The 26,509-nt window shown below is 70.7% G+C and carries 25 protein-coding genes; 10 read left to right on the top strand and 15 right to left on the bottom strand.

Going from position 1 to position 26,509, the window contains the following annotated elements:
* The first annotated feature begins 1 nt into the window (after position 1).
* From NL114_RS07430 to yciH, 3 genes are all read left to right on the top strand, one after another.
* Positions 2 to 1,075: a DUF58 domain-containing protein gene (locus NL114_RS07430; protein ID WP_254824155.1), complete on the top strand. Its 1,074-nt coding sequence runs from the start codon at positions 2 to 4 to the stop codon at positions 1,073 to 1,075.
* Positions 1,072 to 3,357 (top strand): transglutaminase TgpA family protein, encoded by a 2,286-nt coding sequence (locus tag NL114_RS07425; protein ID WP_254824154.1) that lies wholly within the window; start codon positions 1,072 to 1,074, stop codon positions 3,355 to 3,357. Before NL114_RS07430 ends, NL114_RS07425 begins: the two co-directional genes overlap by 4 nt.
* 109 nt (positions 3,358 to 3,466) lie before the next feature.
* On the top strand, positions 3,467 to 3,760 hold the full coding sequence (gene yciH, locus NL114_RS07420) for a stress response translation initiation inhibitor YciH (protein ID WP_254824153.1): 294 nt from the start codon (positions 3,467 to 3,469) through the stop codon (positions 3,758 to 3,760).
* A 40-nt stretch (positions 3,761 to 3,800) separates the two neighbouring features.
* Here yciH and NL114_RS07415 read toward each other — a convergent pair whose 3' ends face one another.
* The gene (locus NL114_RS07415) at positions 3,801 to 4,466 is read right to left on the bottom strand and encodes a helix-turn-helix domain-containing protein (RefSeq protein ID WP_254824152.1); all 666 of its coding nucleotides are present in this window, start codon (positions 4,464 to 4,466) and stop codon (positions 3,801 to 3,803) included.
* A gap of 88 nt (positions 4,467 to 4,554) precedes the next feature.
* Here NL114_RS07415 and NL114_RS07410 point away from each other — a divergent pair, with 88 nt between their 5' ends.
* Positions 4,555 to 5,976, top strand: coding sequence for a cytochrome P450 (locus NL114_RS07410; protein WP_254824151.1), 1,422 nt, complete (start codon positions 4,555 to 4,557; stop codon positions 5,974 to 5,976).
* Positions 5,977 to 6,014: 38 nt separating this feature from the next.
* Positions 6,015 to 6,335 (top strand): hypothetical protein, encoded by a 321-nt coding sequence (locus NL114_RS07405; RefSeq protein ID WP_254824150.1) that lies wholly within the window; start codon positions 6,015 to 6,017, stop codon positions 6,333 to 6,335.
* A 12-nt stretch (positions 6,336 to 6,347) separates the two neighbouring features.
* Here the strand turns inward: NL114_RS07405 and NL114_RS07400 are convergent, their stop codons facing one another.
* Together NL114_RS07400 and NL114_RS07395 are read right to left on the bottom strand one after the other, a co-directional pair.
* Positions 6,348 to 6,719, bottom strand: coding sequence for a rhodanese-like domain-containing protein (locus NL114_RS07400; RefSeq protein ID WP_254824149.1), 372 nt, complete (start codon positions 6,717 to 6,719; stop codon positions 6,348 to 6,350).
* A 73-nt stretch (positions 6,720 to 6,792) separates the two neighbouring features.
* Positions 6,793 to 7,965: a sensor histidine kinase gene (locus NL114_RS07395; RefSeq protein ID WP_254824148.1), complete on the bottom strand. Its 1,173-nt coding sequence runs from the start codon at positions 7,963 to 7,965 to the stop codon at positions 6,793 to 6,795.
* Positions 7,966 to 8,409: 444 nt separating this feature from the next.
* On the opposite strand from NL114_RS07395, the gene NL114_RS07390 reads away from it, so the two are divergent.
* The gene (locus tag NL114_RS07390) at positions 8,410 to 9,807 is read left to right on the top strand and encodes an MFS transporter (protein WP_254824147.1); all 1,398 of its coding nucleotides are present in this window, start codon (positions 8,410 to 8,412) and stop codon (positions 9,805 to 9,807) included.
* A gap of 61 nt (positions 9,808 to 9,868) precedes the next feature.
* Here the strand turns inward: NL114_RS07390 and NL114_RS07385 are convergent, their stop codons facing one another.
* Both NL114_RS07385 and NL114_RS07380 read right to left on the bottom strand, forming a co-directional pair.
* Positions 9,869 to 10,675 (bottom strand): ABC transporter permease subunit, encoded by an 807-nt coding sequence (locus NL114_RS07385; protein WP_254824146.1) that lies wholly within the window; start codon positions 10,673 to 10,675, stop codon positions 9,869 to 9,871.
* A complete protein-coding gene (locus NL114_RS07380; RefSeq protein ID WP_254824145.1) occupies positions 10,672 to 11,592 on the bottom strand; it encodes an ABC transporter ATP-binding protein in 921 nt (306 codons plus the stop codon). The genes NL114_RS07385 and NL114_RS07380 overlap by 4 nt, the downstream gene beginning before the upstream one ends.
* Positions 11,593 to 11,717: 125 nt before the next feature.
* Here NL114_RS07380 and NL114_RS07375 point away from each other — a divergent pair, with 125 nt between their 5' ends.
* Positions 11,718 to 12,140 (top strand): CoA-binding protein, encoded by a 423-nt coding sequence (locus NL114_RS07375; protein WP_254824144.1) that lies wholly within the window; start codon positions 11,718 to 11,720, stop codon positions 12,138 to 12,140.
* Between the two features lie 24 nt (positions 12,141 to 12,164).
* Here the strand turns inward: NL114_RS07375 and NL114_RS07370 are convergent, their stop codons facing one another.
* Genes NL114_RS07370 through NL114_RS07360 form a run of 3 tightly spaced genes read right to left on the bottom strand, consistent with a single transcriptional unit; the run spans position 12,165 to position 13,857 of the window.
* The gene (locus NL114_RS07370) at positions 12,165 to 12,779 is read right to left on the bottom strand and encodes an NUDIX hydrolase (RefSeq protein WP_254824143.1); all 615 of its coding nucleotides are present in this window, start codon (positions 12,777 to 12,779) and stop codon (positions 12,165 to 12,167) included.
* The gene (locus NL114_RS07365) at positions 12,776 to 13,288 is read right to left on the bottom strand and encodes a hypothetical protein (protein ID WP_254824142.1); all 513 of its coding nucleotides are present in this window, start codon (positions 13,286 to 13,288) and stop codon (positions 12,776 to 12,778) included. Before NL114_RS07365 ends, NL114_RS07370 begins: the two co-directional genes overlap by 4 nt.
* Positions 13,285 to 13,857 (bottom strand): DUF5809 family protein, encoded by a 573-nt coding sequence (locus NL114_RS07360; RefSeq protein ID WP_350355404.1) that lies wholly within the window; start codon positions 13,855 to 13,857, stop codon positions 13,285 to 13,287. The genes NL114_RS07365 and NL114_RS07360 overlap by 4 nt, the downstream gene beginning before the upstream one ends.
* A gap of 338 nt (positions 13,858 to 14,195) precedes the next feature.
* On the opposite strand from NL114_RS07360, the gene NL114_RS07355 reads away from it, so the two are divergent.
* On the top strand, positions 14,196 to 15,089 hold the full coding sequence (locus NL114_RS07355; RefSeq protein ID WP_254824141.1) for a universal stress protein: 894 nt from the start codon (positions 14,196 to 14,198) through the stop codon (positions 15,087 to 15,089).
* 43 nt (positions 15,090 to 15,132) lie between these two features.
* Here the strand turns inward: NL114_RS07355 and NL114_RS07350 are convergent, their stop codons facing one another.
* Complete coding sequence (locus NL114_RS07350) at positions 15,133 to 15,414, bottom strand: hypothetical protein (protein WP_254824140.1); 282 nt, start codon at positions 15,412 to 15,414, stop codon at positions 15,133 to 15,135.
* A complete protein-coding gene (locus NL114_RS07345; protein WP_254824139.1) occupies positions 15,411 to 16,214 on the bottom strand; it encodes a M14 family metallopeptidase in 804 nt (267 codons plus the stop codon). Before NL114_RS07345 ends, NL114_RS07350 begins: the two co-directional genes overlap by 4 nt.
* 377 nt (positions 16,215 to 16,591) lie before the next feature.
* On the opposite strand from NL114_RS07345, the gene NL114_RS07340 reads away from it, so the two are divergent.
* On the top strand, positions 16,592 to 17,755 hold the full coding sequence (locus NL114_RS07340; protein ID WP_254824138.1) for an acyl-CoA dehydrogenase family protein: 1,164 nt from the start codon (positions 16,592 to 16,594) through the stop codon (positions 17,753 to 17,755).
* Positions 17,756 to 17,762: 7 nt separating this feature from the next.
* Entirely contained in the window at positions 17,763 to 18,911 is a 1,149-nt protein-coding gene (locus NL114_RS07335; RefSeq protein ID WP_254824137.1) for a thiolase family protein, read from the top strand.
* A 75-nt stretch (positions 18,912 to 18,986) separates the two neighbouring features.
* Here the strand turns inward: NL114_RS07335 and NL114_RS07330 are convergent, their stop codons facing one another.
* The 5 genes from NL114_RS07330 to NL114_RS07310 form a co-directional block, all read right to left on the bottom strand.
* Positions 18,987 to 19,463, bottom strand: coding sequence for a hypothetical protein (locus tag NL114_RS07330; protein ID WP_254824136.1), 477 nt, complete (start codon positions 19,461 to 19,463; stop codon positions 18,987 to 18,989).
* 102 nt (positions 19,464 to 19,565) lie between these two features.
* A complete protein-coding gene (locus NL114_RS07325) occupies positions 19,566 to 21,155 on the bottom strand; it encodes a long-chain-fatty-acid--CoA ligase (protein ID WP_254824135.1) in 1,590 nt (529 codons plus the stop codon).
* Positions 21,156 to 21,197: 42 nt separating this feature from the next.
* Positions 21,198 to 22,895 (bottom strand): thiamine pyrophosphate-binding protein, encoded by a 1,698-nt coding sequence (locus tag NL114_RS07320; protein ID WP_254824134.1) that lies wholly within the window; start codon positions 22,893 to 22,895, stop codon positions 21,198 to 21,200.
* Between the two features lie 121 nt (positions 22,896 to 23,016).
* The gene (locus NL114_RS07315; protein ID WP_254824133.1) at positions 23,017 to 25,362 is read right to left on the bottom strand and encodes a TRAP transporter permease; all 2,346 of its coding nucleotides are present in this window, start codon (positions 25,360 to 25,362) and stop codon (positions 23,017 to 23,019) included.
* 21 nt (positions 25,363 to 25,383) lie between these two features.
* A complete protein-coding gene (locus NL114_RS07310; protein ID WP_254824132.1) occupies positions 25,384 to 26,472 on the bottom strand; it encodes a TAXI family TRAP transporter solute-binding subunit in 1,089 nt (362 codons plus the stop codon).
* Positions 26,473 to 26,509 lie beyond the last annotated feature (37 nt).

The raw sequence follows: 26,509 nt of genomic DNA, 5'->3' as shown, positions 1-26,509 counted from the left end.
GATGCGCCCGACACGACGCGGCATCGCGGCTCTCGTCCTGGGTATCGGCGCGCTCGGCTTCGGTCTCAGGTTCGGTATCACCGGCCTGAACGCGTTCGTCGTCCCCGTGGTCGTCGGCTATGCCGTCGGCGCCGTCCAGCTGTACCGGGCGCCGACACCGACCGTCGAGCGCTCCACGCCACAGCCCGGCTTCCCCGGCGCCCGCCGGACCATCACCGTCGACGTCGAGTCGGCGGTGCCGCTCGACCTCCACGAGCGCGTGCCCGACCGTGTCCGGGTCGCCGACGCCACCGTCGTCAGCCCGGACGGCCGCGAGCGCGCGGATGCGGCCACCGTCACCGACGCGGGTACGACCGTCTCGCTCCCGGGCGACGCCACCGTCCGCCTGCACTGTGACCTCGTCGGGCGAGGGGTCCATCATCTGGGTCCGGCGACCGTTCGCGTCCGGGACCCGCTGGGGCTGCTCGTCGCCGAGACCGAACTCGCTGGCACCGCCCCCGTCGTCGTCTACCCGGACGTGGTGGCCCTGACGAACAGCGGGCCCCTCACCGGCCTCGTGGAGAAGGCGACCGCCGACGACCGGACCGCCTTCGACGAGGTCCGCGAGTACGTCCCCGGCGACCCCCTGCGCGACGTGAACTGGAAGGCGTCGGCGAAACAGGCCGAGGGTGACCTCGTCGTCACGGAGTGGGCCGCCGACGAGGAAGGTGGTATCACCGTCGCCGGCGAGGCCGGCCCCGAGTACGTCGACGAGATGGCGGCCGCCGTCGGCTCCATCGCCACCCACCTGCTCGACGCGGACCTCATCATCGGCGTCCGGGTGCCGGGCGGCGAGGTCGACGACGAGCGCGGCGAGACCGCCCGCAACCGCATCCTCGAACTGCTCGCCCGGACGGGCGCCGGTGCCGTCGACGAGGACGCCGAGGTCCTCGTCCGCGCCGGGCCCGACGGCACGACCGTCACCGTCGGCGGCCGCACGGTCCCGTTCGAACGGCTCGCCGGTGCCCCGACCGAGCACGCCGACGAGACGCCGGACCGGTCGGTCACCGGGCGCATCCGGGAGGTCGTCTCATGAGCACGGGCACCGCCACGGGCCGGTCCGCGAACGCGGACGACGCGGCCTCGGGCCTGACCCGGTTCGCCCCCGAGCTGGACCCCGTCCGGCTGCTGGCGCTCGCCAGCGTGGCAGCGCTGCTCGGGACCTTCCTGTCGGTCCTCTACCGGGTCTCCGACGTGGCCGGCGACGTGACGCTGTTCCTGGCCGTCGCGGCCGGGACGCTCGTCGCCGCCACCGTCGTCGCCCGGCTCGTTCCCGAGGGTATCGCCTTCGGCCTCGCCGCAGTCCTGCTGGTGGCCGGCGCGTACGCGTACGTCACGCAGCTCCCCCGGGACGTGGCGGCGACGCCGACGCTCCTGTTGCTCGTCAGCGACGGCATCGAGCTGCTGACCGGGCTGTCGGTCCTTCGTATCGTCAACGTGGGGCTGTGGGCGCTGGCGGCGACGCCGGCGCCGACGTTCGTGGCGTGGTATCTGGCGCTCCGCCGGCGCTACGTCGCCTCGGTCGTCGTCGGCGGGGCGATGCTCACGCTGTTCATCCTGACGGGCGATGCGAGCGGCGCGCTCGCGCTGCTGGGCGTGGTCGCGGCCGCCGGGGTCGTCGGCTTCGGCGACCTCGAACTGCGCGGGGGTGACCTCGAGACCGCCGAGACCGTCGCGGTCGTCCTCGCGGCGATGGTGACGGCAGCGCTGCTGGTGAGCGTGGTCCCGGCAGCGGGGTCGGACCCGCTCGACCTCGGTACCGGCGGCGATGACCAGACCGTCGAGTCGAGCCTCACCACCGCCGGCGACAGCGTCAGCATCCTCGGTTCCATCCGGCTCTCACCGGAGGTCCGCTTCACCGTCACCAGCTCCGAGCCGACCTACTGGCGCGTCGGCTCCTACGACCGCTACACCGGAAGCGGCTGGGTCCGGACGGGTGCGGACCGCTCGTACGACGGGCGCCTCTCCGGCCCGGTCGGGCAGAGCCGGACGGTCCGCCAGCGCTACACGGTCGAGTCCGAGCTACAGGTGCTGCCGGCGGCGTGGAAGCCCACGCGGGTCGAGGGCGTACCCGTCTCGCTCGTCGAGCTGCCGGGCGGTGGCGTCGGCCCGGACGGGACGCTCTCGCCCGGTGACACGTACACCGTCGAATCCGAGCGCCCGGTCGCGAGCGCTCGCGAGCTCCGCGAGTCCGGCACGAACTACCCGGACCCCATCGAGGAGCGGTACACGCAGCTCCCGTCGACCACACCCGACCGTGTCGGCGAGCGTACCGCGCGTATCACCGCCAACGCGGAGAACCCGTACGACACGGCCCGCGTCATCGAGCGGTGGCTGGAGAACAACCGCGAGTACTCCCTCACCGTCGACCGCCCCCGTGGCGACATCGCGGACGCGTTCCTCTTCGAGATGGAGCAGGGGTACTGCACCTACTACGCCACGACGATGGTGACGATGCTCCGGTCGCAGGGCATCCCGGCGCGGATGGCCGTCGGCTACACGCCCGGGCAGCAGGTCGCACAGGACCGGTGGGTCGCACGAGGGCTCGACTCGCACGCCTGGGTCGAGGTCTACTTCCCCGACCAGGGCTGGGTCCGGTTCGACCCGACGCCCGCCGCCCCGCGCGAGGCGGCCGAGCGCCAGCGCGTCCAGCAGGCTCGCCAGGCCAACGGGACCACGGGCGTCGACACGAACGAGTCGCGCAACCGGACGTTCACGCCGACCCCCACGCCGACGCCGGACACGCCGACGCCTGGTAACCCGAACCCCGGCGTGACCCCGACGCCGACCCCGACCACGCCGACCACGAACGGCACGACGAACGGGACCAACACCACCTCCAGCGGCCCCGGGTTCGGTGACGGTGCGGACATCGCCTCGCCCGGCGGCGGGAGCGAGGAGGGCGGCGGCGGCATCCCGCGGCCCACCCGCGAGCAGACGGCGCTCGGCGTGGTGGTCCTCGCGGGTGTCGCCGCCGGCGTCCACCGGTCGGGGGCCCCCTCGTGGCTCTACCGCGAGGTCCGACTCCGCTACCAGCCCCGCACCGACGACCCCGCACGGGACGTGGCGCGGGCGTTCGACCGACTGGAACACCTCGGCAGGAAGGCCGATGCCGCCCGGCGGCCGGGTGAGACGGCCCGCGAGTTCGCCGCGCGTGTCGGTGCCGTCGGCGTGAGCGGCACGCCGGACGAGCGGGCCCGCCGCCTGGCGACGCTCCACGAGCGGGCCCGGTACGGCGGGGGGGTCACCGTCGCGGAGGCCGACGAGGCTGTCGCGCTCGCCGACGAGCTGGTGAGCGACCGTCCTCCCATCTCCTGACTCCCTCCAGCCGGATTCCAGCGGTCTCGCCCGGTCAGCGGCGCTCGTCCGCCGTCGGTCGGCCTCCCGACAGGATTTAATATCGGTCCCCCACTACACCCGACCTGTAATGTCGGAAGTCTGCTCGACGTGCGGGCTCCCTGAGGAACTCTGCGTCTGCGAGGACGTGGCCAAGGAGTCTCAGGAGATCAACATCCGCATCGACGAGCGCCGATACGGTAAGGAGGTAACGGTCATCGAGGGGTTCGACCCGAAGGACGTCGACCTGGACGACCTGTCCAGCAAGCTGAAGTCGAAGTTCGCCTGCGGCGGCACCGTCGAGGACGGTTCCATCGAACTCCAGGGCAACCACACCGGTCGCGTGGAGGACTTCCTCCGCGACGAAGGATTCAACGTTGCCTGAGACCTGACCGCACGTCGAGCACCCCACGCGGGGTGACTTCTCACTCGCCGACAACGCGCCCGACCAGCCGCGCCTCCGCCTTCCGCAGGTGGGTTGCGGCCGTCGACTCGGCCACGCCGAGTGCGTCGGCCACGTCCGCGACGCTCCCCTCGCGGGGCACCTCGTAGTAGCCGGCTGCCCACGCAGCCCCGAGTGCCTCGCGCTGGCGACCCGTCAGGTCGCCGCCGCCGATGCGCCCGGCGCGCGAGGGGCCGGGCCGGGACTCGACGCCGTCGATATCGACCCGGACACGCTCGTCGGCCTCCATCGTCCCGACCACGGCCTCTAGCGGCTCTGTCTCGCCGACGACGGTCAGCCGCATGGTCCGGTCCGGCCGGAACGCCACCGGCGGTACGAGCACGACCCCGCCGAGGTCGAACGCGTCGTAGAACACCTCGTCCGCGGGCCGCGGCGTCTCCCGGACGTAGGCGTAGCACCCTCCTGCCGCCGGGACGAGGTCGTAGGACTCGACCTGGTCGGTGTCGGCCAGCAACGCCTCGTACGCCTCGTGGTCGCCCTCGATGTAGAACAGGAGCGCCGCCCGGTCACCCTCCGGGTTCGCCTGGAACAGCAGCTCGCGCTCGATCGGCGCCCCCTCGCAGATCGCCCGGTGGACCGGATGCAGCGCCTCGTCGCCGAGACGGACCGTGAGATGAAGGCAGTTCATGCGCGCCCGTCCGTCCGCGACGCACTTGAACACGCTAGTGTGTCCACGGCAACGAGGAGGTGTCGCTCGCCTCGACCTTCGTGTGTCCATGAGCACGATGCGCCCTCCAGGCTCGGACGGCTGGCCGGCCGTCGGACAGAGCCTCGCGTTCGCCCGGGACCCGTTCGGCTTCTACAGCCGGATGGGACGGTACGGCGACGTGGTCCGGACCCACGTCTTCGGCCGCGTCGTCTACCAGGTCCGCCACCCGGAACCGGTCCGGACGGTGCTGGTCGAGGACCACGCCCGCTACGAGAAAAGCGAGATCCTGCAGGAGTCCGCCGAGGAGCTGGCGCCGACCGGGCTGGTCACGCTCGACGGCGAGCAGTGGCAGCGGGTCCGGGGGCTGGTCCAGCCGGCGTTCTACCGCGAGCAGGTCGAGCGCTACGACGACGCGATGCGGACTGCGACCGAGCGCGCGAGCGCCGGCTGGACCGACGGCGAGCGGCTCGCGGTCGCCGACGAGATGCGGTCGCTCACCCTCGACGTGCTCTCGCAGGCCATGTTCAGCGGCGACGTGGGCGGCCCGGGGACCGACGACCCCATCGACAGGGCGACCCGGGCCATCAACGACCGGTTCGACGTCTCCTCGCCCTCGCGGTTCCTCCCCTCGTGGGTGCCGACGCCGACCAACCGGCGCTACCGGCGCGCGGTCGCGGCGTTCGACGATACCATCGAGACGCTCGTCGCCCAGCGGCGCGACCGCGCGGACCCGGGTGAGGACCTGCTCGGGATGCTGGTGGCCGCCGGCGACGATGACGGCCTCACGGACGAGGAGCTCCGGGACCAGCTGTTCACCTTCCTGTTCGCCGGCCACGAGACCTCATCGATGGCGCTGACCTACGCCTGGCTCCTGCTGGCCTCGAACCCCGAGTGCCGGCGCCGGCTGGAGCAGGAGGTCGACGCCCTCGACGGGGCGCCCGACGCCCGTGCGGTCCGTGATGGCCTGCCGTACACGGAGGCGGTCGTCCGCGAGGCGCTCCGGCGCTACCCGCCGGTGTTCGTCCTCTTCCGGCAGCCGACCGCGGACACGACCCTCCACGGCTACCACATCCCCGAGGGGACGGACCTCTCCATCCCCGTCATCGAACTCCACCGCGACGGCCGGTGGTGGGACGCCCCCGACGCCTTCCGCCCGGAGCGGTGGCTGGTCCCCACCGAGGCGTCCGACTTCGGCGACGACTTCGTGCCCGACGCCGCTGCGACCCGGGACCCTGCGACCGACGACCTGCGGGTCCTGGCGGACCCGCCGGGTCGCCCGGAGTACGCCTACTGCCCGTTCGGGGGCGGCCCACGGACCTGCATCGGCAACCGGTTCGCGATGCTCGAACTACAGCTGGCACTCGCCACGCTCGCCCGCGACTGGCGGTTCGACCTCGCGCCCGACCAGTCGGCCGACCCCGACCTCCGGATGTCCGTCACGCTCCAGCCCAGCGACCCCATCGAGCTGGTCGCCCGGCGGCGGGACTGAGCGCCCTCTTTATCGGGTCCCCCCACCTGGCCCGATACATGGACGAGCCCTCCACCGACCCGTCCGGCAGCGACGCCGGCGCCGCTCCGGGAACCGACGAACAGTACATCGTCGTCCGCCGTGCCGTCGAGGACGCCCTCTGGTCCGTCCTCGGGACCGCCGTCTACGGCGTGTTCCTCGCGTTCCTGCTCGTCGTCGGGCTGTCACTGGCGGCCGCGGGAGTCACCGCCGACCCGTTGCCGGGCGGGCTCGCGCCGCTGCTGGCCGGCGCGGTCCTGACGATCGGTGCCGGTGCCGAACTCGTCCGGACGTTCGGACTGTTCCCGTCGGTCCGGGGCCGGACGGCCGAGCAGGAGTGACGCCTCGCCGTCTCAGAACGGGGCCTCGGGCCCCTCGTCGTCCGCTCCCTCGCCGTCCGTCGCCACCTCGGATTCGAGTCCGTACCGCTCGGCCCACCCGGTGACGCCGTCGGCCATCGACTCGACGCGGCCGTCGAAGCCCTCGTAGGAGGCCACGAGCCGCGCGGCCTGCACGCTGGCCTCGCCGTGCGGGCAGACCGTCACGACGTGGTCGGCGCCCGCGAGCTCCTCGATGCGACCGGTCAGCTCCCGGAACGGGATGTTCTCGCTGTTCGGCAGGTGCCCCCGCCGGAACGCGTCCTCCGAGCGGATGTCCACGACGCGTACGTCCGTGCCCGACTCGAGGAGGTCGTGGAGCTCCTCGGCGGATATCTCGTCGTCCATGTCCGGAGTGGGGGGTCGGACGCGCTTAAATCCACCCCGACGGGTGCGGGCGACCGGCCGGCGGGTCACTTCGTCAGTGGGAGATGGGGGCTTCGGGCCTGCCGGCACCAGCTGTCGTCCGTCCGGGTTCGTGGGCGTCTGCCTGGCGTGGGAGTGTGACGGCAAAGACCGTCCCGTCGTCGTCGGTCCGGACGAGTTCGACGGCGCCGCCGTAGCGCTCCACGAGCAGTTTCGTGAGGTAGAGGCCGAACCCGTGGTCGCCGGTGGAGCGGTGGAATATGCCGTCCAGCTTCGCCTCCGGGATTCCGGGGCCGTTATCCGCGATCCGGACCGTCGCGGTCCCCGGCTCCTCCGTGACGACCACCTCGATGCGGCGTGGCGAACTGTCGTTGTGCTCGACGGCGTTCCGGAGCAGGTTCCCGAAGACCCGTCCGAGGAGCTGCCCTCCCCGAACCGCCGTCCCCGTCTGGATGTCCGTCTCGACCACGAGGTCGTCGTACGTCTGCTGGAGATCGGTGATCTCCTCGGCCAGAAGCGACGAGAGTTCGACGGTGTTCTCGTCGTCGATCTGGGTCGCTTCCAGCAGCGACCGGACATCCTGGATGACCCGCGCCAGGTCGTCGCTCCTGTTCCGTATCGACTCCAGTTTCTCGCGGTCGAGCGGCTCACCACGGGCGTGGTTCGAGATGAGCAGGTCGGCGTTCCCCCCGACGATGTTGGCGGTGTTCAGTACCTCGTGTCGGAGGAAGTCGTTGACGTATGTGAGGAGCTCGCGCTCGGCTCGCTTGCGCTCGGCGCGGACGGCCTTGGCTTCTGCCTCGACGGCGCGCTGTATCGCCCGGGCCTCCACCATACCGATGAGGAGCCCGGCCGCTATCCCCGCCTTGAGCGTGAACAGCCACCACCCTGCCAGTCCGCTGGCGGATGCCTCACCCATGACCGAGAGCATCAGAACCGCATTGATGAGCGACCAGACCGCGGTCACGACGACCGTCCAGACCAGCACCCGCACGTACCGGCTCGGATCGATGGAACCCGTCCGGAGCCGGTAGCCGGCGTAGATCGGGACGACAGCCAGGGGTGGCACGACCGCGTACAGGAGGAGTTCCGCCGGTCCGGCCCCCCTCCACGTCTCGAAGGTGAGGTGGAAGGCGATGGTGGCGGTGACGAGGGCGACACCCAGCAGGGAGACGACCCGGGGGACGACCTGTGGGGAGAGCGGATGCAGGCGAGGCGATACGTCCATCTCCGGTAGGTAGGTTGTTAACCTATATCGGGATTTCGACCATCTTCACCGGGAGAAAACGACCGATTCAGGTCGGCGGCCGTGGCCCACGCCGACCGTCTCCCCTCACGCGGATGTTGCTCGTCCATGATCTTCTCAGTCCACCAAAATCCAATATATCGATGATATATCTCAAAATATGTTGTTAAAATATCTGTTTCGGTTTTATATGGGTTGTGTGGTATGGGATATGGAATGTGGGGTATGGAATGTGGGTGTGGGTTGGGCGGTTGGTTCATCTCGTCGCCGGCCGGGCAGCGATCTGCGCGCCCCTCTCGCCGTGCGAGCCGACCGTCACGAGGTGCTCGCTGCTGTCGTTCTGGGACGAACGGTCACGGTCCCGCCGTGACCGCCTCCCACGGCACACTCGGCAGCCACAAGTGCGTCCCGGTCGCAGGTCGCGTCGTGTCAACTCCCCGGTCCGCGACCGTCGTCGACGCCGCCGCCGGCGAGGTCTCGCGCCGCCGCGCGCTGCTGACGGTGCTCGGGGTCGTCTTCATCGACCTGCTCGGGTTCGGCGTCATCATCCCGGTCCTGCCGTTCTACGTCCGGAGCTTCGGGGTGAGCGACGTGTTCATCGGGCTGCTCGCGGCGTCCTACTCCCTGACGCAGTTCCTCTTCGCGCCGCTGCTGGGTCGGCTCTCCGACGAGCGGGGCCGCCGGCCCGTGCTGATGCTGTCGCTCGCGGGCAGCGCTGTTGCCTGGCTGATCTTCGGCCTCGGCGAGCAGCTCCAGGGCCCGTTCGGGACGGTCGGCGCGCTCGGTGCCCTGTTCGCCGCCCGGATGCTCGCCGGCGCGATGGGCGGCAACATCGCCACCGCGCAGGCGTACATCACCGACATCACGCCGAAGGCCGAGCGGGCCGCCGCCCTGGGACTCATCGGCGCGACGTTCTCGCTGGGGTTCGTCTTCGGCCCCGCGCTCGGCGGCCTCGTCGCCAGCGACCCCGCCGTGGCGCTCGCCCGCGATATCCTCCCCGGGTTCGTCCCGGCGACGGTGTTCTCGCTGCCCTCGTTCCTCGCGGCGGCGCTCTCGCTGCTCGCGCTGCTCGCCGCGGCCCGCTTCCTCCCGGAACCCGACCGCCAGCGTGGGACCGCTGCCCGGGGTGGCGGACTCGTCTCCCAGTTCCGCGAGGCGCTGACCGACCGCGACCTGCGGCCGCTCGTCCTCGTCTTCCTCGTCACCTCGGTCGCCTTCTCCGGCGTGCAGGTCGCGTTCATCCCGTTCGTCGCCGACATCTACGGCTACGATGCGGCCGCCGCCGGCCTGCTCCTGACCTACATCGGCGTGCTCGGCGCCATCAACCAGGGCGTCGTCGTCCGGGCGCTGTCGCGACGCTTCGCCGACACCCGTCTCGCCGTCGGCGGCGCGGCGGTCCTGCTGGTCGCGCTGGCGACGCTCCCGTTCGCGCCCGAACTCGGGCGGGCGCTCCTGGATGGCCCCGCGGGCGCCATCCCCGTCCTCGGGCCGGAGCTGCTCGCGCTCCTCCTGTCGCTGGCGCTGCTCTCGGCCGGGAACGGGCTGCTGAACGTCGGCATCACGGCGATGGTGTCGGCGGCGGCCGACGAGTCGGCACAGGGCAGCGCCTTCGGCGTCACACAGGGAGCCGGCAGCCTCGGCCGGACGCTGGGCCCGCCGGCGATGACGGCCATCTACGTGCTCTACTACTGGGTGCCGTTCCTCACCGGCGCCGTGCTCACGGTGGGTGTGCTCGGTGCGCTGGTCGCGGTCGCACACCGGTCGGACGCCTTCGAATCCATCCCGCCCGGGTCCGACTCCGACTCGGGCCCGGAGCGGCTGTAGTCCCCGTCCCCGGTGACCTGCCGGGCTGGGGGCGTCCGTCGCCACCGGCCCGTACCCGCGTTCAGAGGTCGGCCCGCTCGAACCGGGCGATGCCGACTGCCAGCGGCACGACCGTCCAGGCGACCAGCACGAGGACGGCGGCCGGTGGGCCGGCGGTGACGATGTCCGGCGGGGCGGCGTTCGGCAGCAGGTTCGCGGCGAGGTTCCGGTAGGCCCGCGTGGGGACGGTCTGGGCGAACGCGACCGCCCACTCCGGCTGTGGGCCGGTCGGCGCCCGGAGGCCGTTCCCGACGAACCGGACGGCGGTCGGGATGGACTCCCAGAAGGTGAGGAGCGTGAGGTAGGCCGCGGCGGCGGTGACGGTCGCCCGGCCGCGGGTTGCCATCGACGCCGAGAGGCCGACAGCGAGCCCGGTGACGGCCACCCCGAGCGCGAGTGCGAGGAGGTACCCCCCCACCGTGCGCACCGGGTCCGGCACGCCGACGACCGCTGCATAGGCGACGGTCGCGACGAGGTAGCCGACGGTCACCAGCAACGCCGTGAACGCCGCCCGACCCAGGAACGTGCCCAGTACGAACGCCCGGCGGGAGTGAGGCGGCGCCAGCAGCAGCCGGATCTCACCCGTCTCGCGGGGGCCCGCGACCCGGTCGTAGCCGAACTGGAGCGCCGCCAGCGGGAGGAACAGGAAGACGACGATCTGCATCTGGTTCAGCAGTCCCGGTGCCTGCGCTCCGGGCCTGCCGCCGCCGGTCAGGGCGACCGGCCCGCCGAAGAACACGACGAACAGCAGCAGGACGGGCCACACGGCCCGCGACCGGAACGGGTCGCGGAGGTCCCGCTCGACGACGGCGCGAAGGCGGCCACTCATGCGACCTCCCCCTCCTCGCCCTCGGTGTAGGCCGCGAACAGCTCCTCCAGCGAGGCCTCCTCCGTCCGGATGTCGACCACGTCGGCGCCGTCACGCCGGGCCGCATCGACGACCGCTGCCTTCCGGTCCGGCGGGCAGGACGCCGAGACGCTCGCTCCGTCGACGCGCACGTTGCTCACACCGGCCAGGTCCCGGACCGCTGCGACGGCCGCCTCCGAGGGGGTGTCCAGCGTCACGGTCAGCCGGCCGACGGAGCCGACGCGCTCGCGGAGCCCGTCCAGCGAGTCGCTGGCGACGAGGGCGCCGCCCGAGAGGATGCCGACGCGGTCACAGACCGCGGCCACCTGCTCGAGGATGTGCGAGGAGAAGAAGACGGTCGCGCCGCGCTCGTTCTCCTCACGGACGATCTCGCGCATCCGGCGGGCACCGTTGGGGTCCAGCCCGGTCGAGGGCTCGTCGAGGATGAGCAGGTCCGGCTCGCCGACCAGCGCACAGGCCAGCAGCAGCCGCTGGCGCATCCCCTTCGAGAACCCACCCACCGCCCGGTCGGCGTCGAGGGCGATACCGACGCGGTCCAGCAGCGCCAGCGGGTTCTCGTCGCTGCCCTTCGAGTCGACGGCGTACCGGACGTGCTGGCGGGCCGTCAGATGGCCGGTCAGGCCGGTCGCATCCGGCAGGATGCCGGTCCGGGCGTGGACGGCGGTCGGCTCCGCCTGGGCGTCGTGGCCGAAGACCGAAACGCTGCCGGCCGACGGCCGGACGTAGTCGAGGAGGATGTCGATGGTCGTCGACTTCCCGGCACCGTTCGGCCCGAGGAAGCCGTACACCTCGCCCCGTTCGACCGTGAACGAGACGTCGTCGAGCGCCCGGACGTCGCCGAAGCGCTTCGAGACCGAGTCTAGCTGGAGGGCTGGCATCTGACCCGACGTTCAGCCGGTGGGGTCTTGAAATCGGGGGCGCGAGCCTCTACCGCGCCGACTGCCCCCGTCGTGCTGGTCGCATCCGCCGGTACACTGATTCCCCGCCGTCGACAAGCCCGCGCATGCCGATAACCGACGCCGACGGCCTCCGTCGGGTCCTCGGCCACGACCGCGTCGCCGTCGTCGGGGCCTCCACCTCGTACGAGAAGGCGGCCCACATCGTCCCGGCGTACCTCGGGCGCCACGGCTACGACCTGACGCCGGTCAACCCGACCGCCGACGAGATCTTCGGGGAGCGGGCGTACGATTCGCTGGCCGACGTTCCGGGCCCCGTCGACACCGTCGAGGTCTTCCGGCCGAGCGAAGAGGTCCCGGGCATCGTCGAGCAGACGCTCGCCCGCGACGACGTGCAAGCGGTCTGGATGCAGCCCGGCATCACGCACGATGCGGCCGCCCGGGACGCCGAGGCCGCCGGACTGGACGTGGTCCAGGACCGCTGCATGAAGGTCGAGCACGGTCAGCTGATCCGCAATCCGATGGACTGACCCGTCCCCGAGGTCGGGTGCTGCCTACAGTAAGCCCTCCTCCCGGGCTAGCAGCACGCCCTCCATCGTCGCGTCGTTGGCCGGGTCGCTCCGCGCCACGTCCAGCGCGTCCGCGACCGGCACCGCGTGGACGTTGATGAACTCGTTGCCGTCGAGCTTTCGCTCCACGGGTGCCAGTCCCTCCGCCCAGACGATACCGCGCTCGTGGCGCAACACGCCGGTCGAGCAGTCGAACGACTCCAGCAGCGCCGTCCCGGCGGGCGCGAAGCCGGTCTCCTCGGCGAGCTCGCGCGCCCCGGCCTCGGTGTACGTCTCACCGTCCTCGACGATGCCCGCGGGCAGTTCGAGGCAGGTCTCGCGGATGGTCGGGCGGAACTGCTCGACCATCACGACCGAGCCGTCCGCGACGGCCACCACGACGACCGCGGGCGGCAACTCCGCCCAGTAGTACTTCTTCGTCGAGCCGTCGGGCTGTTCGACGAGGTCGTAGCCCCCCGTGTACCAGCCAGTCTCGTACTCCGCGACGGACTCGATGACGGGCCAGTCGTGGGCCGCCGGGTCGTGGGCCGTGATGGGCTGCTCGCGCCCATCGCTCGCGTCGTCGGTGTCGTCGCTCGCGTCGTTGGCGCCGTCGCTCATCCGACCACCTCCGCACGTGGCGCCGCGTCGCCGGCTGGCCCCGGCCGCGCCAGCCGACTCGCGTTCGCGTCGGTCCCGGGCTCACCGACCGCGCCGGGCGTCTGCGTGATGGTGACCCGGTAGCTGGTCCCGTTGCGCGAGAGGTAGACGCTCGTGTCGTTGCCCGTCGTGCCCGTCGCGTTGGGGTAGTCCCGCGTGAGCGCCTCGAACTCGTCGAACGGGGAGTGGGTGAACCCCTCCTTGAAGCCGAACGGGCCCCGCCAGTACGGGTCCGAGCGGCCCGTCCCGTTGCCGTTCGCGGTGGCGGCCGAGACGGCGCCCGTGCTGAACCGGTAGCGCCGCGCCGAGAGGTTCGTGGCGTTCACGCTCTCGCCCGGCGCCTCGTCGGCCGTCGCGACCACGTAGTACGGGTCGCCGCTCTTCAGGTAGGAGGGGAGCGCCCCCAGCGCCAGCAACAGTACCACGACCGCGAGGATGACCAGGATGGTGTTCCGGGTGATCCGCCTCACTGCGTGCTCTCCTCGGCTTCGGCGGCCGCGTCGGTCCCGCCCTCGGTACCGTCGTCCTCGTCGTCCTCTGGCGGCCCTGCGGTGTGGGCGCCCGTCTCGACGGGGTCGGCGTGGATGACATCGCGGTAGACGCGGCCGAAGACGGTCCGGCGGAGCGTCGCCATCGCGGCCGTGGGTTCGTCCTGGAACGTCGCGGCCACCGCCACGGCCGTCACGCTCTCGTCGCCGGCGGCGCGGGTCGGTGGGCCGTCGGCACCGAACGGAACGACGTGCCAGGCCACGTTGGGGACGTCGTTGCTCCCCATCACGCGGACGTCGCCGTCGAAGTCGGCGCGCCACGCCTCGAACGCCTCGCGGTCGCCGACCCGTACCTCCAGCAGCGACGCGAACAGCGCGTCCCGGGCCGTCGAGCGCACGTCGTCGGTGACGCGCTCGGCGTACTCCTCGCGGTCGAAGCCCATCGCTTTGGCCGTCTCGCGGGTGACCGTCCGGGCCGCCCCGGCGAGCTCGGCGTACGAGCGGCGCGCCTCGGTCGCCGACTCCGGCGCGAGTTGCCCCTCGGTGTGCATACCCCCCGGTACGGGGCTTTCGCAGGTAGGCGTTCCCCTTCCCGGTGGCGGCGAGCCGGCATCTCCGCCGTGCGCCGGGGGCGAGCGGTGATTCCGCTAGCCGGCCGCTCCGGTCCGCTCCCGACCCAGGGCTCCCGGTTGCCGCTCGACAAAGAGCTACTCCTGCGTGTGGCCCCCACCCGGAACCGATGGCAGGCGAGCAACAGGCGTGAGCCGCTGGTTTCCACAGCGTGGGGACCGCGGCGACGGGGCTGCCGGGGCCGTCCGGATTCGCTGATTCCCAGCTGAGAGGAACGCCCGACGTAGTTTACCGCTACGGCGACCTACCTGTAGACACCATGTACGACCGTATCCTCGTGGCGACCGACGGGAGCGAGACCGCCGACACTGCCGTGGAGGGTGCCGTCCGGCTCGCCGACCGGTTCGGTGCTGACCTCCACGCCATCCACGTCACGCCGCCGGACGACGGGGGGCCGCCCCCCGACTCGCCGGACGAGGTCGACCCCGACGCCCTGCTCGAGGAAGTCACCGCCCACGCCGCCGAGTCCGACGTCCTCGTCTCGACCGCGGTCCTCCCCAACGAGGCCGGCACCGCTCGCGCCATCGCGGACTACGCCGAGGCACAGGACGTGGACCTGCTGGTGATGGGGACTCAGGGCCGGACCGGCCTGGACCGGTTCGTCCTCGGGAGCGTGACCGAGCGGACCCTCCGGGTTGCGCCGGCTCCCGTCCTGACGGTCCGGACCTCGACACCCGTCGAGGACCTGGACGACGTTCTCGTCGCCACGGACGGGAGCGAGGGGGCAGCCGCCGCCGTCACGCACGCGGTCGACCTGGCGGCGGCAGCCGACGCGACGCTCCACGTGATCCACGTCGTGGATGTCACCGTCGCGTGGCCGACCGGCGCCGGTGGCCCCCTCCTCGACCGGATGGAGGAGTCCGGCCAGGAGGCCGTCGAGCGGGCGGTCGAGCGGGCCGGTCGAGCGGATATCCCGTCCGTCGAGGCCACACTCCTCAGTGGGTCGCCGTACCGCGCCATCGTGGACTATGCCGCCGACACCGGCGTGGACCTGACCGTCGTGGGGACCCACGGCCGGTCCGGGTTCGACCGGTTCCTCCTGGGCAGCGTGGCCGAGCGCGTCGTCCGGACCGCTGGGACGCCGGTGCTGGCGCTCAAGGCGGCGGATGCCGAACCGGCCGAGACGGACTGGACCGACGTGCACGAGACGTAACCCCCGCGCTCGCTCGGCACTCGGGATTATCGGATGTCGCCCTTCATCCGCCTCCCCGGGCGGCCCGGTAGCCGATTCCCGCCACGACCGCGATGCCGTAGCAGGCCATCGCGAACGGCACCCAGTACACCCACAGCGCGAAGTTCGGGAACAGCAGGTTCCCGACGGCACTCCCGATGGTGAGGACCAGGTAGCCGGGGAACGCCAGCGGCGTCATGAACGCCGAGTCGAGCGCGCCCGCGACGAGCGGGACCGTCAGCAGGGCGAACGCCACGACCACGGCGGGGCCGGCGAGGACGCGTCGTGGGTTCGCCGTGGCCGTCATGCGTCCCCTCCGGCCCGCTCGAGGCCGTGTCCGGCCAGCAGTTCGGTCGCCAGCCGCTCGGTCCACCGGGCGCCGGCCTCGTCGTCGAGCAGGTACTCCGTCGCCTCGACGATGTGGGCCGGTTCGCCGAGGTCGCCGCCGACCTTGTGCGAGAGGAGCGGTGCCTCGCCGCTGAGCGGGTGGCCGACGCGGAAGTCGTGGAACGGCATGTACCACGGGACGACGGTGTCGTTGACCGTCGCGGTCGCTGACTCGGCGACGGTGACGGCGTCGCCGGCGGCCGTCGGGAAGACGGCCTGCCCCACGAAGTCCGGGTGCGTGCCGTACAGTCCCTTCGAGGACTGGAGCGTCGTCAGCACGTCCGGGTCCGCTTCGACGATGCGGTCCCAGAGCGCCCGCGCGAGTTCGGTCGCGGGTTCGCTGTCGGGCGTGAACTGCCGGTTCAGGTCGCCGTGCTCTCCCTGTCGAGTGTCCTGCTCGACGGCCACCCGATTCGCGCGTGGGATCACCACGAGACGGCCCGCCGCGAGGTCCCACTCCAGGAGCCGGTCGGCGGCGAGGATGCCGCTCCGCTCGTCGCCGTGGATGCCACCGACGGCGACCGCCGTCGGGCCCGACTCCGCGCCCTCGACGACGTACACCGGCGTCTCGTGGGCCGTCCCGGGCATGATGGTGTCCGAGGGCTCGGGCGTCGACGGGGCCGCCTCGGTCGTGCGGGGCGACCCGAAGCCGACCGCGGACACGCCGAGTGCGGTTCCGGCTGCCGCTGCCCCACCCCGGATGAACTGGCGTCGTCTCATCGTCGAAGGGAGGCGCTGTTCGGCCAAGGTTACGTGGATGCTAACGTGACCGCTGTCGGGCTCCTCCTTTCTGGGGATGCTGCCCCCCGACCCCGACGGTGGACCTTCCACCATGCCGTCGTCAGAATTTACATTGTAGTGTGAATCTGAATATTCTGACTGTCTCGTAAGCGAAAGTGCGGGTCTGCGTCGGAACGGGGGTGCCGGGCGGAGGGCCATCCGAACCGCCGATCTGGCGGGTGTCGTCCGACGGATCACATGAATATCGGACCATATGGGCACGAATAGCGTCTATCGGCGACTTCTGCGCCCGGAGCGTTCGCCGCCACCAGCGAACGAACCAAACCTTTGATGCCACGCGAGCGGGTTTACATTGTATGATAGACTACGTCGATCTGTCGAGCGACCTGACGGAGGAGGAGCGGATGGTTCGGGACACGGCACGCGATTTCGTGGAGGACAAGGTCAAACCCGTCGTCGCGGACCACTGGATCGAGGGGACGTTCCCGATGGATCTCATCGAGGAGATGGGGGAGCTGGGATTCTACGGGCCGAACCTGTCGGGGTACGGGCTGCCGGACCTCAGTGAGACGGCGTACGGCATCCTGATGCAGGAGCTGGAAGCCGGGGACAGTGGTCTCCGGTCGATGGCCTCTGTTCAGGGCTCTCTCGTCATGTACCCGATCCACGCGTACGGGAGCGAGGCGCAGAAGGACGAGTGGCTCGAGGCGATGGGCCGCGGTGAGAAGATCGGCTGTTTCGGCCTGACCGAGCCCAATCACGGGTCGAACCCCTCCCGGATGGAGACGTACGCGGAGGCAGAAGATGACGGCTACGTGCTGAACGGGACCAAAACGTGGATCACGAACTCGCCGCTGGCGGATGTGGCACTGGTGTGGGCGAAGGACCGCTCGTCACCGGACGACCCGGTTCGTGGCTTCCTGGTGGAGACGGATCGCGACGGGGTGGAGACGCCGAAGATCGACGAGAAGCTGTCGCTGCGGGCGTCCATCACGGGACAGATCGAACTGTCGAACGTCTACGTTCCGGAGGCGAACGTGCTGCCGGGCGTCGAGGGGATGAAGGGGCCGCTGTCGTGTCTCACACAGGCCCGGTTCGGTATCGCGTGGGGCGCCATCGGCGCGGCGATGGACTGTTTCGAGACGGCCCGGCAGTACGCGACGGACCGCGAGCAGTTCGGCAAGCCCATCGGGAGTTTCCAGCTCCAGCAGGAGAAGCTGGCCGAGATGGCCACGCAGATCACGACCGCCCAGCTGCTGGCCACCCGGCTCACCGAACTGAAAGAGCGCGGGGAGATGCGGCCCGAGCAGGTGTCGATGGCCAAGCGCAACAACGTGCGGATGGCGCGGGACCAGTCACGCATCGCCCGTGAGATGCTGGGCGGGAACGGCATCACGGCGGATTACTCGCCGATGCGGCACATGGCGAACCTCGAGACGGTCTACACGTACGAGGGGACCCACGACATCCACTCGCTGATTCTGGGTCACGACCTGACCGGCATCCCCGCCTTCGAGTGAACCATCCATGAGTACCAATCCATCCGACACCGACCCGGTCGTCGTCGCCGCGCGGCGCACGCCGCAGGGGAAACAGGGGGGCGTCTACGCCGACACCCGGAGCGAGGAGCTCTCGGTCGCCGTCGTGAACGAACTGCTGGCCGAGACGGGCCTGACCGGCGAGCACGTCGACGACCTCCAGTGGGGCTGTGCGAAGCAGGTCAAGGAGCAGGGGAACAACATCGCCCGCGTCATCACGCTGCTCTCGGACCTGGGGGAGGAGGTCCCGGGAACGACCATCGACCGGCTCTGTGGCTCCTCCGCACAGGCCATCGCCGCCGCTGCGGACCACATCCGGGCGGGTCAGCGCGACGTGATCATCGCCGGCGGCGTGGAGAACATGTCCCGCGTCGAGCGCGACCACGGAATCGACTCCTATCCCGGCATCCGCGAGCGGTACGACACCGACGCGCTCGCGATGGGGCAGACCGCCGAGGCCGTCGCCGAGCGGTTCGATGTCCCCCGCGAGGCCCAGGACTCGTACGCCGCCCGGTCACAGCAGCGGGCCGTCGCGGCGACCGAGGCCGGCCGGTTCGAGGAGGAGATCGTTCCCATCGAGACGGACGACGGCGTCGTCACCGAGGACGAGGGGCTCCGACCGGGCACGACGGCCGAGAAACTCGCGGACCTGCCGACCGTCTTCAGGGAGGACGGGACCGTCACGCCCGGCAACGCCTCGCAGATCTCCGACGGGGCCGCCGGCGTCATCCTCGCCTCGCGGGCCTTCGCCGACGAGCACGACCTCCCGGTGCTCGCCGAGGTCGGCGGGCACAACGTGGCCGGCGTCGACCCCGAGATCATGGGTATCGGCCCGGTGCCCGCCGTCCGCGGGCTCATCGAGCGCGCCGGGACGGCCATCGAGGACTACGACCTCGTCGAGCTGAACGAGGCGTTCGCGAGCCAGACGCTGTACTGCCAGCGCGAACTCGGCATCGAGGACGAGCGGTTCAACGTCAACGGCGGCGCCATCGCCATCGGTCACCCGCTCGGGGCCAGTGGTGCCCGGCTCCCGACGACGTTGATTCACGAGCTGGGCCGACGTGGTGGCGGTCGCGGGCTCTCGACGATGTGTATCGGCTACGGACAGGGTATCGCGCTGGAGTTCGTCGTTCCCTGACCGGCGCCGCCCCCCGAGCGAATCGTTCAGCGGAAGCGGCCGCGGTAATCTGCTGGGACGACGGTTCCGGCGCTGTCAGTCGGCGATACGGCGCCAGGAGAACACCCCTCCGAGCAGTAGTCCGAGCCCGACCAGCAGATATCCCAGTGCGCTGCTGCGGTCACCGTACCACGGGCGTTCGACGCAGTTCCCACGGATGCTGTGGGCTCGGTAGTTCCGGCCGTCGAACACGACGTACGGGGGGAGCGTGTCCGCCGCGGCCATCCGGTCTCGGTCCTGGAACCGGACGAACGACCCGTTGGCGGCACGCCCCTCCTCGAAGACGGTCTGTTGGGTACCGTTGAGTGAGCGGTACCGGCTCCGCTCTCGCTCGTCGGTGGGCTCGCCGTCCAACTCGTACACCGCGAGCTGGACCAGTTCACAATCCGCAATCGAGGTCGAACGCATGGGTGGCTCGGCCGGCCCCACCGGGGCCACGATAAGGCCGGAACCGGTGACGACGAGGACGAGCACACCGGCGAGTACTCCTCGCTCCGGGGTCGTGAACGACATCCGGTTCAGCGTATGGAAACGGGGGCGATAACGGTTCCCACTATCCGGTTCGCCACTACTCGGCGTCCAGAGCAGCGGCCGACAGTTCCGTCCGGGGGGGCCTCAGTCGTCGCTCCGGAGTTCGTACTTCTGGACCTTTCCGGTCTCGGTCCGGGGCAGTTCCTCGCGGAACTCGACGATGCGCGGGTGCTTGTACTCCGCGAGCGCGTCGAGGCAGTACTGCTTGATCTCCTCGGCGGTCACGTCGACGCCCGGCTCGTAGCCCGCGGCGGGCACGATGAGCGCTTTGATGGTCTGCCCGCGGCGCTCGTCGTCGACGCCGACGACCGCGGCGTCGGCGATGGCCTCGTGTTCGTAGAGGAGTTCCTCGACCTCGCGGGGGTAGACGTTGTAGCCGCCGGTGACGATCATGTGCTTCTTCCGGTCGACGACGTAGAAGAAGTCGTCCTCGTCCCAGTAGCCGAGATCGCCGGTGTGGAACCACCGCTTGCCGTCGGCCTCGGTGAATGCGGCCGCGTTCGCCTCGGGGAGGCCGTAGTAGCCCTGCATCACGTTCGGGCCGGCGACGACGAGCTCCCCGACGACCGCGTCGAGGTCGGCCTCGTCCTCGTCGACCGGGCCGCGCTCGACGCGGGGCATCTCATCGAAGTGCTGGTCGACGATCTTCGCGTCGACGGCGTCGATGGGCTGGCCGATACTGCCCTTCCGCCGGGCGCCCGGCCGGTTCGCGTGCGTGACCGGCGAGGTCTCGGTCAGGCCGTACCCCTCGTAGAGGTCGACGCCGAACAGCTCCTCGAACGTCTCTAGCACCTCCATCGGGAGGCTGGAGCCGCCGGAGTTGACGAACCGGAGCGAGGAGAGGTCCCGGTCGGCGGCGTCGGGCTGGTTGATCATGTCGTTGAACATCGCCGGGACGCCGAACATGACCGTGATGCCACGATCCTCGATGAGGTCGAACACCACCTGCGGGTCCCACTCCGTGACCGGCACGTAGGTCGCGCCCTGGAACATGGCGGCGTTCATCACGCCGGACATGCCGTAGATGTGGAACAGCGGCAGCGTCCCCACGAGTTCGTCGTCGGGGCCGAGGCTCGGATCCATCACCGTCGCGTTCGCCATCGAGTTCGACGCGAGGTTGTCGTGGCTCAGGAGCACACCCTTCGGCTGCCCGGTCGTCCCCGAGGTGTACGGCTGGACCGCGATGTCGTCGTCGCCGCGCTCGACGACCGGCAGGGTGTCGGCGGCCAGGAACGACTCGAAGCCGGCAGCGTCAGCCGTCGCCGCGCCCGCATCGTCCGCGTCGTCCCCGACGCTGATGACCGTCTCGACGTCCGTGTCGTCCTGCACTGCGGCGACGGCGTCGGCGTTCTCGGCGAGCGTGACGACCGCCTTCGCCCCGCTGTCGGCCAGCAGGTGGCTGATCTCGCGGGCCTTGTACTGCGGGTTCATCGGGACGACGATGGCGCCGGCCCGGAGCGTCCCGTAGAACGCCGTCACGAACTGCGGGAGGTTCGGGAGGTAGATACCGACGCGGTCGTCCGCGCCGACGCCGCGCTCGTCGAGTGCGGCGGCGAACTGGCCGGTCCGCTCCCAGAACTCGGCGTAGGACTGCTCGGTATCGTGGTACGCGATGGCGGTGGCGTCGGGCGTCGATTCGACTGTGTCTCTGACTTCGCTGACGAGGTTCGTCATTGGTTGGTGTGGTGTGTCGTGTGGTTGGCGGTCGATACGGGGTCAGTCGTGGACGAGCACGTCCACCACGCTCGGCCCGTCGGCGTCGAGGGCCCGTTCGAGCGCGGGCGCGATGTCGTCCGGCGTCTCGGCCCGCTCGGCAGTTGCGCCGTGGCTCTCGGCACTCGCCACGAGGTCGACCGGCGGCTCGAAGTCCATCCCCACGTAGTCGTGGTCGGCGTCCGTGCCGCCGAACAGCGCCTGCGTGTTGTCCTTGAGGATGCGGTAGTTGCGGTTGTCCGCGACCACGACCGTCAGGTCGAGGTCGTAGCGTGCGGCCGAGTAGACCGCCTGCGGGTAGTACAGATACGACCCGTCGCCGATGAACCCGAGCACGTCGCGGGGGTCCTCGTGCAGTGACTCGGCCAGTGCGGCGCCGACCGAGGCCGGGAGCCCGTAGCCGAGGCCGCCGCCCTTGTTCGAGAGCAGGCCCTCGGGCGCCAGCGACGAGCGGATGAGCAGCGGGTACTTCGAGGTGATACCCTCGTCGACGATGAACGCGTCCGGCGCGACCGACCCGATGGTGTCGACCAGGTCGGCCTTCGAGGCCCGCGTGTCGCCCGCGGGCGTCTCGTCCTCGCTCGTGGCCCACAGCCGGGCGCCGAACGAGTCCTCGAACGCCTGGACGGCCGCGAGCCGCTCCTGTCGGGTCGCCGCGTCGAGCCGGTCGTCGAGGCGGTCGGCCAGCCCCTCCAGCACGAGGCCGGGGTCGCCGACGACGGCGGCGTCGGCCGGCTGGTTCTTGCCGAGTTCCCACGCGTCGTCCGAGAGGTGGATGCAGGTCGTGTCGGCGTCGACGAGGTCCCCCTCGTGGCTGGATACGGTCGTGTGCGTCGAGCAGCCGGCGAAGACGACCGTGTCGGTGTCCATCGCCTCCCGGACCAGGCTCTCGCTCGGCGGGAGGTGCGACACCCACTGCGGGTGCTCGGTCGGGAAGTTCACCTCGCAGCCCAGGATCTCCGCGTGGACACGCGCGCCGGCGGCCTCCGCGAAGGCGACCGCTGCCTCGACCGCGTCGGTCCCCGAGCGGGCGATGCCGTCGCCCACCACGAGGACCGGCTCGTCGGCCGCCGCGAGGAGGTCGGCGGCCCGGTCGAGCTGCGTGGGGTCGCCGCCCCCGCCGTTCGGGACCGGCCCGAGCGGCTCGATGGCATCCGGGGCGGTCACCTCCTGCATCACGTCGACCGGGAGGCCGAGGAAGACGGGTCCCGTCGGCGGCGTCAGCGCGACGCGGAACGCCCGGCGCAGCATCGTCGGCAGCGCGTCGACGGACAGCACCTCGTCGGACCACTTCGTGAACTGGTCGACCAGTTCCAGCAGGTCACCGTGCAGGAGCGGCTCCTCGTGGCGGAAGTCCCGCTCGTGGTTGCCGGCCGTGATGACCAGCGGTGCGCCCGCGAACTCGGCGCCGTACGTGTTGCCGAGCCCGTGGGCGAGTCCCGGCGTGATGTGGAGGTTGACGACGCCAGCCGGCATGACCGAGTCGTCGTGGTGGCTGTGGTAGCGCCGCGTGCTCGCGTAGCCAGCGGCCATCCCGACGGCGATGTCCTCGTGCAGGCCGAGGACGTACTCCAGCTCGCTCCGGGAGAGCGCGTCCATCACGGGCAGCTCGGTCGTCCCGGGGTTGCCGAAGACGTGCTCGACGCCGTACTGTTCGAGCGCGTCGACGAACAGGTCGGCGCCGGTGTAGTCGGCTACCACGGACCGTCCCCTCCGGTCGTGGTTCTCGAGCGTGTGGATCCAGTTCTGGCGGGCGAGTCGCGGGCGGCGTGTCGAAGCGACGGCGTGTGGCGTGGCATTGAGTGGTGGAACCGGGCAGCGGTCACTCGCCGACGGGTGTGACGGCCGTCGGGAGCCGGTCCAGCTGGGCCAGCCCCAGCCCGGCGAGTGCGAGGGCCGCCGTGGCGAGCTGGAGGACCATGGCACTGCTCCCGCCGATGCTCCCGCCGAGTGCCGGGGCGAACAGCGCGCCCAGCGAGAGCAGGAGGTAGACCGCGCGGTGCGGGAGCCCGAGTACGTGACGCCCGTCGTAGCCGATGGTGACGGCCGTCAGCGCGACGACGCCGACGAGCACACAGGCCGCGGCGACCGGCGTCCCCGTGAGCGTCCACGTGACGAGGCTGTTGTTGGCGACCAGCGCGAACGGGATGAGGAAGCCGGCCGCGCCGATGCGGAGCGCCTGCTTCGCCGAGATGAGGAAGCCCGCATCCGCGATGCGTGAGGCCACGGCCACGCCGACCGCGACGGGTGGCGTGATGGCCGACAGCATCGCGAAGTAGAACACGAACAGGTGGGCCGTGATCTGCGGGACGCCCAGCTCCATCAGCGGGCTCGTCAGCAGCGCCGCCACGAGCACGTACGCGGCCGGTGTCGGCATCCCCAGCCCGAACAGGATGCTCGTGATCATCGCCAGCAGCAGGGCGACGAGCAACACGCCGCCCGCCAGCGCGACCATCCGGAGGCTGATCTTCCCGGAGAGGCCGGTCTGGGTCAGCATCTTGATGATGACGCCCATCGCGGCCAGCACGCCGACCAGCGGCGCCATGTCGAGCGCACCCTTCCGGAAGCCACGCAGCGTCTTCACCGTCGTGCCGACGACGGTCGCGCCGACCTGACTGGCGCCGTCGCGTTCGGCGACCCAGTCCCGGTCGATATCCTCGCCGACCGAGGTCCACGAGAGCACCACCAGCGTCAGGTCGCGGACGTACATCACGGCGATGAGCGTCAGTACCGTGTAGAGCCCCGTCGGGAGCGCCGACAGCTGCATGACCGCGAGGGCGTAGACGAGGACGGCCATCGGGATGAGGAAGTAGGTCCCGTGGAAGAACCACTGGATGGCCTTCCCGAGTTCGAGGGCCCCCTCCCGGGCGGAGGTCTCGACCACGCCCTGGACGTACCGCACGACCAGCAGCGCGGCGAGCGCCACCGCGCCGGAGACGAGCAGCGAGAGGCCGATCCCCTGCCGCGCGGCCAGGAAGCTGCCGATGGCCAGCGCCATGTACCCGACCTTCGAGAGCGCACTCCGGCTGAACAGGATACCGGCCATCCCGGCCGTGTCCTCGCCGCGCTCGCTCGTCCAGCCGTGCTTGAGGACGACGAACTGGACGGCGACGCCGACGCTGAAGTAGAACAGCAGCGCCGGCAGGAAGCCGGCCTGGATGATGCGGACGTACGGCACCCCGATGAAGTCGGCCATCAGGAAGGCCGCGACGCCCATGACCGGCGGCATGATCTGGCCGCCGCTGGAGGCGACACTCTCGATGGCGGCGGTGAAGTCCTCGCGGACGCCCTGGCGCTGCATCATCGGGATGGTGAAGCTGCCCGTGGTCGCGGCGTTGGCGGCCGCGCTCCCGGTGATGGAGCCCATCGCCATCGAGGAGATGACGGCGACGTGGACGATGCCGCTGCGGAGGCGCTTGCCCAGCTTCTCGCTCAGGTCCAGCACGATGTCGAGGATGCCGTAGGCCCGTGCGAGCCCGGCGAACATGATGAAGATGGCGACGTACTTCGCGCCGGCCTGGGTGATGAAGCCGTACGCGCCCGAGCGCTCGATCTGGGTGGCGCCGTAGAGTGCGACGTCGGTGGTGGCGAGGCCGGTGTGCTGCAGGAAGCCCGGGAACACCGAGCCGTACAGCGCGTAGCCGATGGCCGTCAGCGCGACGAGCGCGATGGACCAGCCGTACGCCCGCCGCGTCGCGTCGATGGCGAGGCCGACGACGACCAGCCCCATGTAGAGGTCGAAGTTCGCGTAGCCCAGCAGGATGGCGTCGCCGGTGAGCCGGTCGTACTGCGTGACGAAGAAGTAGCCCGAGTACGCCGCGACGACGGCCAGCACCAGACAGACGACCGTGTCGACGGCGCCGTACAGACGCTGGACCCGTTCGCCCAGGCGCCCGACGACCGGCCCCTCCACGATGGACCCGCCCTCGGCGACCCGCCGGTAGGCCAGCTCCAGATAGTACAGCGCGAGGCCGATATGCATGAAGACGATGCCGTGGATGATCTGCGTGAACGGCCGGTCCCACGCGAAGTAGATGGTGTAGGCGGTCAGTGCAACCGCGAGGAGCGATACGAGCGGCAGTAGCACCCGCTCCTGGGGCGAGCGGTCCCTGAACTCCGCGAGGAGTGCGGACGGCGACGTCGACTGGGTGTCGGTGGTCTCGGGCATGGGCGAACGTGCGGGTCCGCGTTACTCCTCTCCGCGGACGAACTCGTCGGACCAGAGACCCTGCTCCTCGTAGAAGTCGGCGGCTGCGGGGTGGAAGGGGAAGTCGGAGTAGGCGTTCTTCACCCAGGCGTCACCCTCCGCCAGCGGCGCCAGCAGCCCCGTCTCCTCCTGGAGCCCCTCGCGCTGCTCCCACAGTGTCGTCAGGAAGTTGTAGAGGGTGTCGTAGTCGTGGTCCTCGCGGACGATGAAGTTGTACGCCAGCGTCGGCGTGCTGAGGGTGTCCGGCGTGTAGCCGTAGTCCTCGAAGTCACTCATGTCGATGTCGGAGACGACGATGGCCGGGTCGTCCTCCAGCTCGCTGACGACCTCGTCGGGGAAGTCGAGCACCCGCAGGTCGACCGTGCTCTTCATCTGCTGGAGCCAGCCCGGCTCGATGGAGAGGTTGACGTAGGTCCCCGCGCCGGCGTCCAGGCGTCCCTCGCTCATCGCGCTGGCCTGGTCGCTGTAGCCGATACTGGTCCGCTCGTAGTCGTCGACGGCGAACCCGAGCGCGTACTCGAGCATCTCCGCCGTCCCCGAGCCGCGCGGGGTCGGGGAGACGGCACTGTCGGCGCCGATGTCGCTCACGCTCGTCCAGCCGTCGTTGGCCGACGCCATGAACCACGCCAGGTCGTACAGGTGGAACACCTGGTACGGCTGGTAGTCGAGGTCGCCGAACGGGTCCTCGCCCTCGCGGATCTTGTTGGCCGTCCAGTTCTGGACGTAGGCGATCTCGGTCTTCCCCTGGGTGACCTCCGCGACGTTCCGGTTGGTCCCCTGACTCGGCCGGGCGTTGACCGTCACCTCGTCGGAGTTCTGACTGACGGCCGAGGCGATGACCTGGCTCATCGAGTAGGCCGCCGTCGTCTCGGAGGCCGTCTTCATGACCATCTCGCCGTCGGCGCCCGGGGCACTGCCGCCATCGCCACCGTCGCCGCCGCCCCCATCGCCACCGTCGCCGGTGTCACCGAAACAGCCGGCGATAGCTGTGAGTCCAGCGGCCCCGGCCGCACCGGCGGTGTGTTTCAGGAACGAACGCCTGTCTACGTCGTGCGACAGCTTTTCTCTCATGGGTGACGGATAACAGTGGTGCCGTATATAGCCTTCT

Origin of the sequence: Haloglomus halophilum (assembly GCF_024298885.1) — an archaeon.
Taxonomy (GTDB): domain Archaea; phylum Halobacteriota; class Halobacteria; order Halobacteriales; family Haloarculaceae; genus Haloglomus; species Haloglomus halophilum.
Note: the sequence above shows the minus strand (reverse complement) of the source record. Positions and strands in the feature narration are given on the sequence as shown.